Annotated in this window: 20 protein-coding genes; 2 read left to right on the top strand and 18 right to left on the bottom strand. The window is 48.0% G+C overall.

Features of this window, described 5'->3' with window-relative positions:
• Window positions 1–14: 14 nt before the first annotated feature.
• The 12 genes from V4210_RS01140 to V4210_RS01085 form a co-directional block, all read right to left on the bottom strand.
• Window positions 15–743: a glutamine amidotransferase gene (locus tag V4210_RS01140; protein ID WP_338521019.1), complete on the bottom strand. Its 729-nt coding sequence runs from the start codon at window positions 741–743 to the stop codon at window positions 15–17.
• Between the two features lie 12 nt (window positions 744–755).
• On the bottom strand, window positions 756–1,238 hold the full coding sequence (locus tag V4210_RS01135) for an NUDIX hydrolase (RefSeq protein WP_338521018.1): 483 nt from the start codon (window positions 1,236–1,238) through the stop codon (window positions 756–758).
• A 129-nt stretch (window positions 1,239–1,367) separates the two neighbouring features.
• Window positions 1,368–1,985: an SAP domain-containing protein gene (locus V4210_RS01130; RefSeq protein ID WP_338521017.1), complete on the bottom strand. Its 618-nt coding sequence runs from the start codon at window positions 1,983–1,985 to the stop codon at window positions 1,368–1,370.
• A 44-nt stretch (window positions 1,986–2,029) separates the two neighbouring features.
• A complete protein-coding gene (locus tag V4210_RS01125; RefSeq protein ID WP_338521016.1) occupies window positions 2,030–3,373 on the bottom strand; it encodes a glycine--tRNA ligase in 1,344 nt (447 codons plus the stop codon).
• A gap of 75 nt (window positions 3,374–3,448) precedes the next feature.
• A complete protein-coding gene (recO, locus tag V4210_RS01120; RefSeq protein WP_338521015.1) occupies window positions 3,449–4,126 on the bottom strand; it encodes a DNA repair protein RecO in 678 nt (225 codons plus the stop codon).
• Window positions 4,123–4,482, bottom strand: a complete 360-nt coding sequence (locus V4210_RS01115) for a response regulator (RefSeq protein WP_338521014.1) — start codon at window positions 4,480–4,482, stop codon at window positions 4,123–4,125. The genes recO and V4210_RS01115 overlap by 4 nt, the downstream gene beginning before the upstream one ends.
• The gene (locus V4210_RS01110) at window positions 4,479–5,195 is read right to left on the bottom strand and encodes a sensor histidine kinase (RefSeq protein WP_338521013.1); all 717 of its coding nucleotides are present in this window, start codon (window positions 5,193–5,195) and stop codon (window positions 4,479–4,481) included. The genes V4210_RS01115 and V4210_RS01110 overlap by 4 nt, the downstream gene beginning before the upstream one ends.
• A 28-nt stretch (window positions 5,196–5,223) precedes the next feature.
• The gene (locus V4210_RS01105; RefSeq protein WP_338521012.1) at window positions 5,224–5,880 is read right to left on the bottom strand and encodes a hypothetical protein; all 657 of its coding nucleotides are present in this window, start codon (window positions 5,878–5,880) and stop codon (window positions 5,224–5,226) included.
• Between the two features lie 15 nt (window positions 5,881–5,895).
• Window positions 5,896–6,432: a class I SAM-dependent methyltransferase gene (locus tag V4210_RS01100; RefSeq protein WP_338521011.1), complete on the bottom strand. Its 537-nt coding sequence runs from the start codon at window positions 6,430–6,432 to the stop codon at window positions 5,896–5,898.
• A 6-nt stretch (window positions 6,433–6,438) separates the two neighbouring features.
• Complete coding sequence (locus tag V4210_RS01095) at window positions 6,439–6,624, bottom strand: hypothetical protein (protein ID WP_338521010.1); 186 nt, start codon at window positions 6,622–6,624, stop codon at window positions 6,439–6,441.
• A complete protein-coding gene (gene xseA / locus V4210_RS01090; RefSeq protein WP_338521009.1) occupies window positions 6,602–7,699 on the bottom strand; it encodes an exodeoxyribonuclease VII large subunit in 1,098 nt (365 codons plus the stop codon). Before xseA ends, V4210_RS01095 begins: the two co-directional genes overlap by 23 nt.
• Window positions 7,689–8,765 (bottom strand): lysylphosphatidylglycerol synthase transmembrane domain-containing protein, encoded by a 1,077-nt coding sequence (locus V4210_RS01085; RefSeq protein ID WP_338521008.1) that lies wholly within the window; start codon window positions 8,763–8,765, stop codon window positions 7,689–7,691. Before V4210_RS01085 ends, xseA begins: the two co-directional genes overlap by 11 nt.
• Before the next feature lie 38 nt (window positions 8,766–8,803).
• Between V4210_RS01085 and V4210_RS01080 the strand changes: the two genes are divergently transcribed.
• Both V4210_RS01080 and V4210_RS01075 read left to right on the top strand, forming a co-directional pair.
• Window positions 8,804–9,970 (top strand): TRM11 family SAM-dependent methyltransferase, encoded by a 1,167-nt coding sequence (locus V4210_RS01080; protein WP_338521007.1) that lies wholly within the window; start codon window positions 8,804–8,806, stop codon window positions 9,968–9,970.
• 72 nt (window positions 9,971–10,042) lie between these two features.
• On the top strand, window positions 10,043–10,315 hold the full coding sequence (locus tag V4210_RS01075) for a 50S ribosomal protein L27 (protein WP_338521006.1): 273 nt from the start codon (window positions 10,043–10,045) through the stop codon (window positions 10,313–10,315).
• An 81-nt stretch (window positions 10,316–10,396) separates the two neighbouring features.
• Here the strand turns inward: V4210_RS01075 and V4210_RS01070 are convergent, their stop codons facing one another.
• The 6 genes from V4210_RS01070 to V4210_RS01045 are packed head-to-tail and all read right to left on the bottom strand — an operon-like array spanning window position 10,397 to window position 15,163.
• Window positions 10,397–10,780 (bottom strand): response regulator, encoded by a 384-nt coding sequence (locus V4210_RS01070; RefSeq protein ID WP_338521005.1) that lies wholly within the window; start codon window positions 10,778–10,780, stop codon window positions 10,397–10,399.
• A 42-nt stretch (window positions 10,781–10,822) separates the two neighbouring features.
• Window positions 10,823–12,001, bottom strand: coding sequence for a S41 family peptidase (locus tag V4210_RS01065; RefSeq protein WP_338521004.1), 1,179 nt, complete (start codon window positions 11,999–12,001; stop codon window positions 10,823–10,825).
• Window positions 12,002–12,032: 31 nt separating this feature from the next.
• Window positions 12,033–13,166 carry a CHAP domain-containing protein gene (locus tag V4210_RS01060; protein ID WP_338521003.1) on the bottom strand — a complete coding sequence of 378 codons (1,134 nt, stop codon included), beginning with the start codon at window positions 13,164–13,166 and terminating at the stop codon, window positions 12,033–12,035.
• Between the two features lie 56 nt (window positions 13,167–13,222).
• Window positions 13,223–14,206, bottom strand: coding sequence for a cell division protein FtsX (locus V4210_RS01055; RefSeq protein WP_338521002.1), 984 nt, complete (start codon window positions 14,204–14,206; stop codon window positions 13,223–13,225).
• A complete protein-coding gene (gene ftsE / locus V4210_RS01050; RefSeq protein WP_138078642.1) occupies window positions 14,206–14,889 on the bottom strand; it encodes a cell division ATP-binding protein FtsE in 684 nt (227 codons plus the stop codon). Before ftsE ends, V4210_RS01055 begins: the two co-directional genes overlap by 1 nt.
• 58 nt (window positions 14,890–14,947) lie before the next feature.
• Window positions 14,948–15,163, bottom strand: a complete 216-nt coding sequence (locus tag V4210_RS01045) for a hypothetical protein (protein ID WP_338521001.1) — start codon at window positions 15,161–15,163, stop codon at window positions 14,948–14,950.
• Window positions 15,164–15,190: the final 27 nt, after the last annotated feature.

Raw genomic sequence — 15,190 nt, 5'->3', positions numbered from 1 at the left:
TCAGATTTACTTTTTTAATGATATCGCTCCACAAACCGCCGCAGTACCAACTCTGGCCAAGTGATAACTTCCTGCTGGGCGTTAGCTATCAATAAGTCGGCTTCTTCGGGGGCAAAATAGCCAGCGTGTTTATAGATATTGATGCGCAACGCCAGGCCATCAGCATCAAGTTCAGGGTGAAATTGTGTGGCGTAAACATTATTGCCAGCGCGCAGCATTTGCACACAAGTGTTTGAACGAGCCAGTACCGTGCAACCGCTTGGTGGGTTAATTATACCCTCTTTGTGCCCGACAAAGCCGCGGAAAACTGCTGGAAAATCTCTAAATAAGTCATCTTGCTCGCCGTCAGGCGTTGCAGAAATATCTACCGCGCCAACCGCCTCAGGATAGTCAAAGCTCATCTGTCCACCCATGGCCGTCACCACCGCGCCAACACCTAAACAAGCTCCCAAAAATGGCGCGTCTACCTCAATGATTCGACGCATCAACGGCAAAATATAGCTTTCAAATCGCTTCTGCTCGGGCGATTTTTGTGCTTCGTCATACGCGAAATTAGCCGGACCGCCGCCCATGATGATCCCAGCATAATCATCCAAATTCACCGCTGGCTTGTCACCGCGTTCTAGCCTCAGCCGCACCAATTGATCAGCCTCTAGCCCACCAAATTTCAAAAATGCTTGATATTCATCATCTGATGCTTCAGTCTCAGGGCGCGATTGCAGTAGTAAAAACGGTCTCATCATGGAGTAATTATATCATTTCATACAGCCACTGATTTCCTGCCATTTCATATGCGCCCCATGCGCTCGAGCTGGCGCGTCAACCTCACTCTTCTGAAGCAGTAATTCCTCTGGGTTAATAAACATCACCTCATCGCCCTCTTCACCTGGCTCAAAGTCAAAATTCTCCGGCCAGACACGACAATAAAAACAGATTTGATTAGCGTCAATCCGCTCAATGTACATCTCATCCGACGCGTCAAAAAGTTGATAACGCAGATCACCCTTGTAGCCAACTTCTTCGTGTAGCTCACGTTTCAGTGACGATTCAATCGTCTCACCGAAGTCCATGCCACCACCCGGCAAATCCCAATACGTCCGATCAATTTCTTTGACGACCAAAATTTGCCCAACGTCGTTGTAAATTAGCGCTTTGAGAGAGATGCGATACAGACAATCCAGATGATCTGTGCCATCTAAATTCTGCGTAATGATATGTCCTTTGATAGTGTTTGACATGAAAGTCATTATACTACACCTGAGCGCTAGATAGCTGACACCATTTCACCTACCGTATATTTCTGTCTTTCCAATATTCATGATTAACTGCTCATTGGGTGTTAACACGTTGGGAATTACCTAAATTACCTAATTGTGATACTCTTTTATTTTACCGGCATATTCAGTCAAAAGATTCTTTGAATAAATTTTTTCATTTCTTGAATTTCTAACTTCTTTCCAAAGAATAGAAGCTACTTTTAATTTGTTCGAATAGTTGCGACTATTTTCGTCTGCACTAAAATCCTTTAAAAATTGATTCCATTGACAAGCCGAATTATCATACTTGGCATAATCTGACTCTCCATAATAAACTTTTAGCATATCTTGAATGGTAAAACTCAAATCATTTTCTCTCTTTACTTTTCTCCAAGCAGTAGCCATATCAGCAGTAAATTTAAAAGGTGTAATACCTGTTACGGCGGAGAAATATTCTCTAAATTTTACGTTAAAGGAAAACCCACATTCAAGTAATGGAGTATCTAAGGTAATAGTTTCTACTCGTTTCTTTTCATTTTTTATTGATGACTTTTTAATCAAATTACCCTTAAAGTACTGCTCAATAATGTGATTGAGTTCCTGTTTTGTGCCTTTATATTCTAATCCTAATGACTTGCATATCTGCGAAAGTTCTTCACGATACCAATAGTATTTATTAAACTCGTCAAACGATGTAATTTTATCAAACTCAGGTCTACTTTTTGTCAATATTGTAGCTCCTTAAACCCAATTTACTTTTTCATCTCTAGTATCTATAGCTCCTCAACCTTCACCCGCCGCTGCTCCGTCGTATCCCGCTCACGCACCGTTACCGTGCCGTCCTCCAGCGTCTGGAAGTCGATGACTACGCAGTACGGCGTGCCGATTTCGTCTTGGCGGCGGTAGCGCTTGCCGATGTTACCGTTGTCGTCCCACATCACACGTCCGGGGTTGGCTTTGGCGAGGCTCGCGTAGACTTCGCGAGCTTTTTCCACCAATTCTGGCTTATTCTTCAGTAGCGGCGACACGGCAAATTTGACTGGCGCCAAATGCTCTGGCAACACCAAGTACACCCGCTTTTCACCGTTTTGCTCGTCCTCACGGTACGCGCCCGACAGTACCGCCATCAGCGCTCGCTCGACACCAAACGACGGCTCGATGACGTGCGGAACAAATTTTGTGTTCGTTCCCTTGACAGTGTACTCCATACTCTTGCCACTGGCGCGCTGGATGTTCATCAGGTCAAAATCAGTTCGATAGGCGATGCCCATCAACTCCTCACGGCCAATTGGATAGTCGTACTCAATGTCGATCGTCTTTTTACTGTAGTGTGCCCGATCCTCCACCGGCACGTCCAGCTCGTGAATGTGCTCTGGCCTCAAGCCTAGCTCTACCAAAAACGCATGCGTTGACGCCAGTAGCTCGTCAAACGCTTCCTGCCAATGTTCAGGGTCGACAAAATATTCAATCTCCATCTGCTCAAACTCCCGAGAGCGGAACACGAAGTCGCGCGGTGCAATTTCATTACGAAACGCCTTGCCCTGCTGAGCGATACCAAACGGCAAATTAGGGTAGAAACTATCGACGACGTTTTTGAAATTGGTGAAAATTCCCTGAGCAGTTTCTGGGCGGAGATAGGACATACTGTCATCACTCTCAGTCGCACCAACATGCGTTTTGAACATCATATTAAACGTCCGTGATTTACTCAACGGATTGCCATCGGGGCTCTTGATGCCTTGTTCAGCAATTACTGCATCCATCTGCTCCATGGTCATGCCATCAGCGTCAACGCCGTTGTCCTTGAGAATATGATCGGTGCGGTAGCGTCGGTGATTAACCGTGTCTTCACACAGCGGATCGACGAAGGTATCGACATGCCCACTCGCCTGCCAGACCTTCTGATTCATCAAAATCGCCGCATCAACACCGTACATGTCGTCACGCTCGTCAACAAACCGGCGCCACCATAGGTTCATGATATTACGCTTCAGCTGCACACCCAGCGGGCCGTAATCCCACGTACCAGAAAGACCACCATATACATCCGACCCCTGATAAATAAAGCCGCGGCGCTTACACAGGCTGATAATATCTTCCATTTTTGCTTGACTCATCAAAAACCTTTCTCCATGTTGGCAACATGGCGATTCACAATTATTACCTACAGTATACCATTTTTATGGGCAATATTACACCGCCGCGTGCTGCCGCGCGACCAGCCAGCAAGCACTGATTACCTCAGTTATCCCGCCAATTTGTGCCACATTCGCCAGAGGCTTTGCCTGGATGAGCCGAAGCAGCTTGATGGCGTCCGCTGACAAATCACCCTGCTCCGCCAGCCGCAAGCCCTTTTCCGTGCTGTCGTACATATATGTTTTGTCAGGCGATAAAGTCTGGGCCGCCACGTCAGTGCGCAAGTTCAGCTCATCGCCCAATAGCCCAGCGTATTGCAAATAGAACCAAGTTTCAATTAATTTCTGCTCAACCTTCATGTTATTCAATTGAGCCAAAACCTGCTGGGCCACCGAAAACCAGGCTGGCTCGTCGACCTGCTCGCTCGCTCGATTGACCAATTTCAACATCTCATAGCCAAATTGCATCCGCTCATAGCTGTCCAAAATGTGCCGATAAAATTGCTGCAGCTGCGCACTGGTCAAAATCCCCAACTCGCCGCGCCCGCGTCGCACCACCACGTCGCACAGCGCAAATAGTTCGATACCGCCTGCCAATTTACTTTTTTCGCGTCGCACACCTTTGGCGATCACGTTGCACCGCCCCGCCGAAGTCAACAGATGTAAAATTCGATCCGCCTCGCCGTAGTCAGTTCTTCTCAGGACGATTGCCTGCAAGCGCTCGCTCTGGCTCATAGTAGCACCTCCGTCAACGCCTGTCGCACCTGCGCCGGCGTCATGGTTGATTTATCAAGCACCGCCCGCACACCAAACGGCTCCATATCGTCATGAGTGATACCAACATTGCTACACACGATGATCGGCAAATTAGCCAAGTCCTCATGACTTTTCAATTCATTCAGCAGGGCCATGCCCGTTTCACTCGCCAAGAGCATGTCCAAAACCAACGCATCTGGGTGCCAATCATCAATCATTTCCAGTGCCTGCCCCGGAGCAATAACAATCCGCGACTCAGCGCCAGCCTCCGAGATATAATGCTGTATCAGCTTTGCCCACACTGGATCGTCCTCAATAATCAGCACTTTTTTCATAGCAAACTCATCTGTTGGCTTATGGGTAATTCTACATAAAACGTCAGCCCATCACGATGCCTGATCAAACCAATAGTTCCGCCCATGGCTTTTGCAAATTGCGACGCCACGTATACGCCCAAGCCGCTGCTGTCAGGGCGTGTGCGAACTGATTTTCGCTGCTCCATCTCATCGATAAGCCGCGCATAATCCGCACGGCTCATCATCGGGCCGTGGTCACGGATCAAGATCCTCAGCGTCGAGCCAATTTGGCGAATTGTCACCCGTATGGGCATATCTTTTTCGCTGTATTTGAGCGAATTATTCAAAAAGTTAGCTAAAATCCGCGACAATAACGCCCTGTTTGCCACCACCAAATGCTTCGCCGACTGTTTTTTCGGCCAGTCGATTGACTGACCGTACAAACGCAACATCGGGTGTAATTCCATGGCCATTTGCTGACACAACGCCAGTGGGTTGATGGGCTCCAGAGGAAATAACGTTGGTGACAAGTGAGCCGTTTGCGCCAAGTCCTGTACCAACGCCAACGACTGATCACTGATACTCGACAGTTGCTGAGCAATGTGACGCGTTTCAGCTGCATCTAGCAGCCCCTCTTCCAGTAGTAGACTCAGTTGCCTGATGAGTGCCAGCGGAGATTTCAACTCATGGGCAGCCACTGCTACACTTGGCAGCTGCCCAAATTCAGCATTATTCCATCTTACCTCCGCCATACCTACTTACAGTATAGCAATTGGCGTATTACTGAACAAACTTAACCGTGTCGAGAACTGCCTGAAAATCTGGCTTGAAGACGTCAGCATCAGTAGAGAAACGAATCGTTTTGTCTCGCACTCGCATCAAGACCACTGAACCGCGCAATTCTTTAGAGAAAGCACCGTCCAAGCGAGTAGCTGCGTTACCGTTAAATTCAACACTACTGGAGGTCAATTCACCCTTCTTCAACTGGTTGGCATACTGACTCAGCACCTTATCAAAGTCACTATTCAACACCTCTAAACGAACAGCAAAGCGGCTGGTGTTTGAGCGTGCTGGCGGCACAGTGCCCGGATGTAGGTACGCTTTGTAGTCACCGCGGTCAGTACCGTCTTGGTCAACATATGCACTCCAGGTCTTTGGATACATGAACGAAACTCGACCAAATTCATTTGGCCCAACAAACTCAACGCGCGGATTCTTGGCTTCTTCAGAAAATCGCTTCTGGTCAAGCTCTGCCTGCTCATTTTTGCCTTTGGCAACCGCACTGGCGACCTTTGCGTCAACGCCAGTCTTCTCTCGTGTGTACTCCACGAACATCCAAGCCGCCACAGCTCCAGCGATTAACGTTAACACCAAAAAACCAATCGTACCGACCATCCAGCCGTTGATTGACCCCTGTTCAAATTGTCTTCTTTTCATATCTTGCATTATAGCTTATGCTTTGTCTCCTGTAAAGTCAGGGCGTATTTCATACAGAAAATACGGACCAGCTTCTTTCAGTAGTCGGTCGTTCTTCGTGGTATCTAGCCGATAGCCATAACTGACCAATCGTAACGGTCTACCCTGGTGGGTCGCCTGTTGCCGAGCCAATTGATAAATTTTCTTCAAATGCAGCCCTGCACCAAACGCGTATATCACCGTGATGTGTTTGGCAGGCTGCGTCGTCCACGCATTCGTCCATTTGATGCGCACGTTCTTGGCATATTTTCTTAGCCGCCAGCGAGACGCTAGCACTAAAAACGGATTAATCTCATAGCCAATAGCCTGAGCACCGGTCCTCGCCACCTCTTGTAGCACGGCGCCATCACCTGACCCCACATCTAGCACGATGTCATCGTTGGTCAACTTTAGTTCATCCGTCAAAAGCCTATGAATATCAGTATGTCGCGTTGGCACATATGGCGCACCGATGAACGCGGTCAGTCCAAATATCAAAAATAGTATCAGCCCACAAATAATTATCACTTCCATGATGGACTACTCACCCAGCACTTCAATTTCGTTTTTTATATTTAACAGTTGCTCTTCTGCCTGCTCCGCCACTTTTTTGACAGCCAGAAACCGCTCACGCGCCTCTTCTAGCCGAAACTCATCACTGTGAAACCATGCCATTTCTTTGTCCAGCTGCTCTAGTAGTTCGTTAATTGTTGGTTCGTTCTGCATATGCTTCAACCCTCGCTTTCATCAAAGCTTTGTTAGTTTGTATTTCAATCACTTCCCCGACCGCACAATTACCCCTAATCATAGCATAACCTCTTGCCAGGGCTAATTCTGGATCGTATTCACTAATCAACCTGATGCGTGACTGTACATCACTCAGCAGCTCCTCAACGTGCTGACGCCAGCTATCCAGAGCATTGCTGCGCGCCGCCTGTACCAGTTCCAATTCCTCGTCAATCGCTCGTACTGTTTGTAGCGCCACGCCACGAAGCTGGTGCTTGATCGACCGGATCATATCTTGCTTATCCGGCAGCAATAGCTGCGCTGCATTGCTTGGCGTTGACGCTCGTACATCAGCCGCAAGATCGCACAATGTCGTGTCAATTTCATGACCAATCCCCGTCACAACCGGCACTCGACTGGACGCCAGTTTTCGCACTAGCAATTCGTCATTGAACACACTCAAGTCATCAGCGCTGCCTCCCCCACGAATCACCACGATCACCTCTGGTAGGTCCGCCAAGCTTTCAATCTTCTCAACCGCCCTGATGATCTGATCTGCCGCCGTTTCGCCCTGCACCATCACATTTACCACACTAAACCGAACGCCGCCCCAGCGTTCATTGGCGATTTTCATAAAGTCAGCGTATCCAGCTGAATTGGTGCTAGAGATAACCGCCACATGCTGCGGCCGTGACGGCAACAATCGTTTGCGAGCATCATCAAACAGCCCCTCATCTGACAGCTTTTTACGCAGCAGTTCAAAGCTTTTGCGTAAATTTCCTTCGCCCACTGGCTGCACTGACTGTACGGTTAAACTAAACTTGCCCCAATCGGTCACCTTCGGCACTGCCCGTACTACCACTCGCATCCCGTCATGAATAGGCATTCTCAGCTGCCACACCGTCATGAAACAATTGACCGTACCGTCATCATCTTTCAAGTCAAAGAAAACGTATTTTTGGTGATTGACCTTAAACGAGCTGACTTCACCTTCAATCTGCACCGAGCCAAAGGCCAGCTCTAGCGACTGATTGACAACCGCCAAAAATTCGCTAACGCTAAACTTAGGAGTCACGGTGAGGCTTACCATATTTGATTAGCGCGTGCTGATAGAAAATATAGCCAAGGACAATTGTTCCCATGAGCAAAATGACACGCGTCAGTATGATGCCCGCGATAGCGATATCTGGTGGCGTACCAGTCATGCTCAAAAACAAAATCATGATCGTCTCATACACACCTGCACCGCCTGGCGTAAAGATGATGATCCCAGCAAAGCCCGCCGCGATATAGCCAATCAGCAGCACTGCTGGATTGACCGACGCACCCAATGACCAAAAAGCCAGCATAAACATCAAAATATCAAACGACGCATACACAATTCCCCACAAAAACGGTTTGACTATCAAGCGTTTATCTTGCATCAATTCCGAGAAATCGTCGTGCATATCAGAGAAAAAGGTATCCATCTGCTCCGCCTGAACCAACTGGCGCTGCATACCAAACGTCACACATTTAGTGATAGCATTAAGCCCTCGCGCAATTCGGCGCGCCGCCTTGTGCATCCTATGACGAGAAGAAAACATGTAGATGATGGCAAATGTTAGGCTCAGGACAACCACCACGACCAGGAAACTTGATGCCACAATATACCGGTTGATGCGACCGTCTACTGCCAAAAACACCACCGCCACGATCATCATGGCTAGCATTGACAAAAACCCTGTCACATATCTCAGGAGCTGCGCAAACGTTGAACGCGCCGAGCTCACACCGAGCTTGCTCATCCTCCATGTCGTGTAGGAAATACCACTCACCCCGCCTGACGGAAAGATATGATTTACCAAGTTCAACTCCAGTGCAATTCGCACTTGCTCTAGCCGCGACACATGTTTGATAAGCTTCCTATCACGCAGATAAGAAAAAATCATTTCGCCACCAGCATAATACACGATGATCTGCGCCGGCAGCAGCAAGGCCAATAACCCAACATTAGCCGTTCCCAACAACTCCCATGCTCGCAGCAGTTCATGACGCGACAAATAGATGATTGCCACCAAAACCAATAGTGTAATTAGACTGATGATTATGCGCGGCGATTTCAGTGTTTTCAACACCTTCGAAATTTTCCGAGAAAACATACCTCTCCATTATACCACGAGCCTGATATACTATAGATATGTTCGTAGCAATATTAGGACGCTTGCCGAAGTTGTCAATCGCAGAATTAGAAGCCATGTTTGGAAAATCACACGTTCGTGCTGTCAGCCGCAGTACCGCTGTCGTTGACACTGATAACCTGTCGATCGACTCCCTTGGCGGATCGCTCAAATGCGGCAAAATCATCCACACCCTTCCAGCCGACGGTCACCCGACTCTGGAGCAAACCTCTCACTGGATTACGCGTACTTATGTTCATCAACTCTTGGCAGTCGGTGGAAAAATCACCCTCGGCATCAGTGCCTATGGATTCTCGATCTCACCTCGCCAGCTGCAAAGCATTGGCCTGTTGCTCAAAACTTCCATGAAAAAGCACAATGTCAGTCTGCGGCTCATCCCAAACACCACCACGGAACTATCAACTGCCACTTCGCATAACAATAAGCTTGGGCTCAGTCCTAAAAAACGCGAGTTATTCATCATCAAAACAGATGACAGCGCCATCCTCATCGCTGAAAGTAATGGCGCGCAAAACATCACCGCCTATGCCCGCCGTGACCGTAACCGGCCACGCCGTGACGCATTCGTCGGCATGTTACCGCCAAAGCTGGCGCAAATCATGGTGAATCTAGCAGTCGGCAACGCCGCAAAAGCAACCATTCTCGACCCTTTTTGTGGTACCGGCACCGTTCTCCAGGAAGCCTTGCTCAAAGGGTATGACGTCTGTGGTAGCGACCTCAGCCAAAAGATGATTGATTACACGACAGAAAATCTAACCTGGTTGCAGAGCAAATACCATATCACCGGCACGGTACATAGCCTTGAACAAGCTGATGCCATGACTCATCAGTGGCCAAAAGCCCAACAGCTTAATGCCGTGGTCTGTGAAACCTACCTTGGACAACCCTTCTCTGCGCCACCAAGTCCCAAAAAGCTCCACGAAGTAACCGGCAATTGCAATCACATCATCACTAACTTTTTACGCAATATTCATAGTCAACTGACACCCGGTACCACACTGTGCATCGCCGTACCTGCTTGGCGTGATGCCAGCCACAACCTGACCCATCTGCCACTCATCAAAGACCTAAAAAAGCTAGGCTATATCCTACAGCAACCGCCTCTCATCTACTCCCGATCCGACCAAGTCGTGGTGCGTGAAATATTGCTACTAAAAACCGCCTAGCTTCTTGACATTACACTAGTAGTGGTCTATACTAGTAAGGATTGTTTACAGAAACTATAAGGAGTTTAGCAAATGTCAAAGGTTAAAGCTGGTAGCTCAAGCAAGAACATCCACAACAATGCTGGTCAGCGTTTGGGCGTGAAACGCTTTGGCGGCCAAAAAGTCAATGCTGGTGCAGTATTGGTGCGTCAAACTGGTGCTACCAAGATCGCTGGTGACGGCACGTACATGAGCCGTAACTACACTATTCACGCAGCTAAAGACGGCGTGGTTAGCTTTAAGAAAGTCAAGAAGCAGAAATTTACCGGTAAAACCGAACGCCGCACACAAGTTCGCGTAGACTAAGCCTAAAAATCTCAGCCTACTACAGGCTACCATCATAAAAATAGTCGCTTCCATGGCGACTATTTTATATACTAACTAGGTTTATTCTGTCATCCCCAAGTGGTGCTTCACCCGCGCAACCACATCACCGATGACAACTTGAGACTTCACCAAGTATTCGTCAACTCCCAAACCTTCAGCCCGTTCTTTATCTTTTGGCTGACTCAGCGCTGTCAACATGATGATACGTACATTAGCCGTTTCTGGCGTATTGCGCAAAATATCCAACACGTCAAAACCACTGATTTTTGGCATCATGGCGTCCAGCAAAATCAAATCTGGCTTATATTCAACGGTTGCGGACAGTGCATCTTCGCCATTATGCACTTCCTTGATATCAAAGCCTTCTAGCTCCAGCCTGGCGCGATACACGGCTGCCAGTGCCATGTCGTCCTCTACTAATAATATTTTCCTCTTTGCGTTCATACTATCTTTATTCTAACGCCCGCATCAGAAAAACACAAGCGTTTACCAGGATAGCTTTTTGGCAGCGTCCATCTGTGGATCTTTGCCAAAATTCATATCATTAGCGGTCAAACCCACCTTCTCGTCTGGCTCAATACCTGTCTTGTCAATAGTGTGACCCTTTGGCGTATACCAACGCGCTTCCGTAACTTTGAGCTGTGCACCATCACGCAATTTGATCAATTGCTGCACACTACCCTTACCGTAACTCTTCTCTCCGAGCAATTTCGCCTTGCTGTATTCTTGCAGTGCACCCGCTACTATTTCACTGGCACTGGCACTCGACCTATCGATCAACACCACCGTTTTGATGTCTTGTAGTAGTGGCTTGCCTGTTGATTTGACTGTTTTAACAACCTTGTCGCCACGCCGCTCCGTCATGATGTCTTGGTTATCCAGCCACAGTCCAGCCAGCGCCTGAGCCGCCGTTACTGTTCCACCAGGGTTGCTGCGAAGATCCAAAATAACCTTCTGGACATTGTTTTGCTTGAAAGCTTCGGCCGCTGCACGCGCCAACGTACCAGTTTCTTCACCAAATCGGTACACTTTCAAGATACCAACGCCATCAACAATATCATGCTCCACGGCTGGTGCAGTGATTTGCTTACGCGTCATCGACATTTCTAGCCGCTGATAATTACGAAGTACTTGTAGCTTCACTGTAGTGTTCACTTCCCCGCGTATCTTTTCCACTACCTGTTCGGTAGTAGCATCCGCCACTGAGTTACCATTTACAGCAATGATGATATCACCAGCCTTCACTTGAGCTTCCTCCGCTGGACTATTTCGTAGCACCCTGACGACTGTCGGCCGATTATTTCTCAAACCAATCTCCGCGCCGATGCCGCCACCAATATTACCATTCAGGCTCTTCTCAAATTCTTTGGCCTCCTCAGCGTCCATGAATGTCGTGTACGGATCGCCAGTAGCCGCCACCAGACCGCGACTCGCGCCATTGATCAATTTATCAGTATCCAGATTTCCATCATACTGCGCTTTCAATTGTCGATACGTCTCTTGAATACGCTCCGTATCAAGCCGCTCAGCGCTATATCGCATGCCAAGCTTTGGTGCAATCGCCGCAAATATCTGATCCGACCGCGCACCCGCGATAAAACTAACCACCGCTATAACTACCGCCCACGCAAACAGCTGAGCGTTTCGTGTTTTCTCCTTGCTCATAGAACCATTATAACATGAGCGGTATCAAATCTTAGAAGTAGATGTAGACAAGTCCAGACGATGAGCGCTTATAATTGCGGTACAGACCATCCCAGCCCAAGTTATAGTCACTAACCGTAATAGTGCCGTCGCCGTTTACCGACTCAACATACATCACGTGACCATATGCACCACCCATTATCACCGCTGCCGCCCCTGCTCGTGGAGTGCTGCCGTTCGAAATACCATGACGGGATGTGGTTGATGGCCACTGGTTAGCGTTACCAGCCCCGCCGAAATGCGGCACATAACGACCAGTGCTGTGAACCTTCCAAGCAACGTAGCTCACACACTGACGGGTATACAACCCCCATGGGTCGACATAGGCATCCAACGGAGCATTTGCCCAAGCACCTGGGTAGCCACCACCACCAGGCGTACCAGATGGCACGCTACCTCGTGGCAAACTACGCAAGTTTTCTGCAGCCTGCTGCTCACGCAATTTCGCAATTTCGCTATTGCGCTGTGACGCCAAAGATGAGTAAGCTGCCTGGTCATTCTTTGTATCATTCACCAATTTCGCCTGTTCAGCCTGCTTAGCCGCCATTTGAGCCTTTTGAGTTTCCTGGTCCTTCAGTGTACGCTCAACGGCCGCCTTATTGTCCTGCAATTTCTTTTGCAGACGCTTGATTTCCTTGATTTTGTCATTCAGTGAGCCCTGCAAGCTGCTGCGCTGCTCTTGCTTGTCGATAAAATCACCAATGTTCTCTGAGCTAGCCAGCATTTCCAGCGGAGAAATCTGATCATCAACATACATGTCAGACAAGATCTGACCCATTGTCTTACGGTTTCTGTTGATCGCCGCTTCGTTATTCTTGATCTCTTCTTTCAGTGAATCGATCTTATTTTGGCTTTCAATGATTTGAGATTGCAACGCGTTCACCTGCGCGGTCAAACGGTTCAATTCCTCTTCCAGAGTCGCCGCCATCTCACCCAAGCGAGCCGCCTGCGAATTGTAGTTATTGGCTTCTTGTTGTTTAGCCTTAATTTCTGCCTCATAATCTCGCGCAAAAACCGTGCCAGCGGTCTGAAAAATCCCTGCTCCGGCAACGACGGCAGCCATCACCACCAAGGCTACTTTGGTGGCTTGTTTGTGCGAAACTGGTGTGGTGGACCGTTGCTTCATACTATATATCATAATAGCATAAGCACTATCCACATGTCAACCAAGTTTTATGTGACTTAAATCTTGAGGTATTTATGGGTCGCAACCCATGACGAAATCGTACCAATCAGCCCACCAATGAGAATCATAGCCAGTAGCACTAACCCAACATACGGTGTCAGATCCTGAAGTAACGTATCAATTGGCAACCATTTACGCATCGGCTCCTTGGCGAACGCCAACAGGCCATAACCCCCTGCCGTAGCGATCACCGCAGCGATAAATCCATACATAATCGCCTCAACCACAAACGGTCCGCGGATGAAACTACGCTCAGCACCGATGAGCTTCATCATCTGGATCTCGCTCTTACGGTTGAAGATGGCCATACGAATAGTGTTAAACACCACCAGTGAAGAAATTAGCACAAACACCACAGTGGCAATCGATCCACCAATGCTCGCCACACGCACCCAACCACCGATTGTTTCAATGGCCTGGCGGCGATCACCAGTGAATGACGGTTGTCGACGCTGGTCTTTGTTGGCAAGATACGTTTCATCAGTCCCTACAAAATGCTTCAGCGAAGAATAATTATTCAGGTCTTTCACTGAAACCTGCAGTGTCGCTGGTAGCTCATTGCTTGCTTCACGAATAGCTTCCAGCGCTTCTACATTATCTTTGTAACGCTGGGCTTGCTCATGGCGTGCCTGTTCCGCAGAAATGTACGTCACCCCTGTTACGTTATCCAATTTTTTGATCTTATCTGTCAATTCGTTGACGGTTTTTTCAGGCACGGATCCTTTGAGATAAATTGAAATATTTGCCTTTTGAGTGATGGTCTCCGTTGTATTTACCAAGATACGCTGTGCCGCCACAGTCACAAAGATAATCAGCAAAGTCACGCTCATAACCGCCGTCGCTGCGACTGTCAACCAAGCATTACGGCTGAAATTATTGACACCATAGCGCAGCATACGAACAAAAGCTAACGTTCGCCGCTGCTTCATTTTGTTGCGCTGCATCGCTTTTACGTTTGCGTTTGTCTTTTTCTTGGCCATTATTGCTTATATGTTCCTCTCGCCTGGTCAGACGTAATTTTACCGTGATCGATGGTAATCACCCGTCGCTTCAACTTATTCACAATATCAACATTATGCGTCGTCAGTAGTACTGTTGTACCGTACTTATTAATTTTTTCCAGCAGCCGCACGATATCCCAACTGTGCTTAGGGTCAAGGTTACCCGTCGGCTCATCAGCGATCAATATCTTTGGCTGGCGCACCACTGCTCTGGCGATCGCCACTCGCTGGCGCTCACCACCAGATAGCTGATGTGGGAAGTTCTTTTCTTTGCCTTTGAGTCCGACTAGTTCAATGACTTTTGGCACGGTCGACTTGATCTCACGGTTAGTCATCCCGGCAATCTCCAGCGCAAAGGCCACATTCTCAAACACCGTTCGGTTTGGTAGCAGTTTAAAATCCTGGAATACAACACCAATTTTTCGACGCAATAACGGAATGTGCTTGTCTTTGAGCGTGTCGTAATCAATACCACCAACAACAATCTTGCCACTTGAAGGCTTTTCTTCACGCGTTAATAATTTCAACAATGTTGATTTACCAGCACCGCTCGTACCAACCAAAATGACAAACTCCCCGGCCTTCACATGCACGCTGACGCGATTGATGGCAGGCTTGCCTGTTTTGGTGTAACTCTTTGTAACCCTATCCAACAGAATCATACTGTATTAGTGTAACACTTTTTATCAAAAAGCGCGAATATAATGCTTCTGCTTTCACCTAGTCTTTGAGGCTCAAGTCAAATGTCGAAAAATCCAGGTTTTCCAAAGTGTTCGTTGACTGCTTTGCAATACGACGATTCTTCTTTGCTTTGGTTTCCTTGTCTGCACCAGAAAAAATCTCATTGCGCTCTCGGTAGAGCGTGCTCAACTCACTCAGCAAATCTTGAATGTGAGAATCAATTTCCTGAACCTTTTGAAAATCCAACACCTTCATATTCAAATGATAGCACTTGATTGCTAA

The organism is Candidatus Nanosynbacter featherlites (assembly GCF_037013405.1).
GTDB classification, from domain to species: Bacteria; Patescibacteriota; Saccharimonadia; order Saccharimonadales; family Saccharimonadaceae; genus Nanosynbacter; species Nanosynbacter featherlites_B.
Note: the sequence above shows the minus strand (reverse complement) of the source record. Positions and strands in the feature narration are given on the sequence as shown.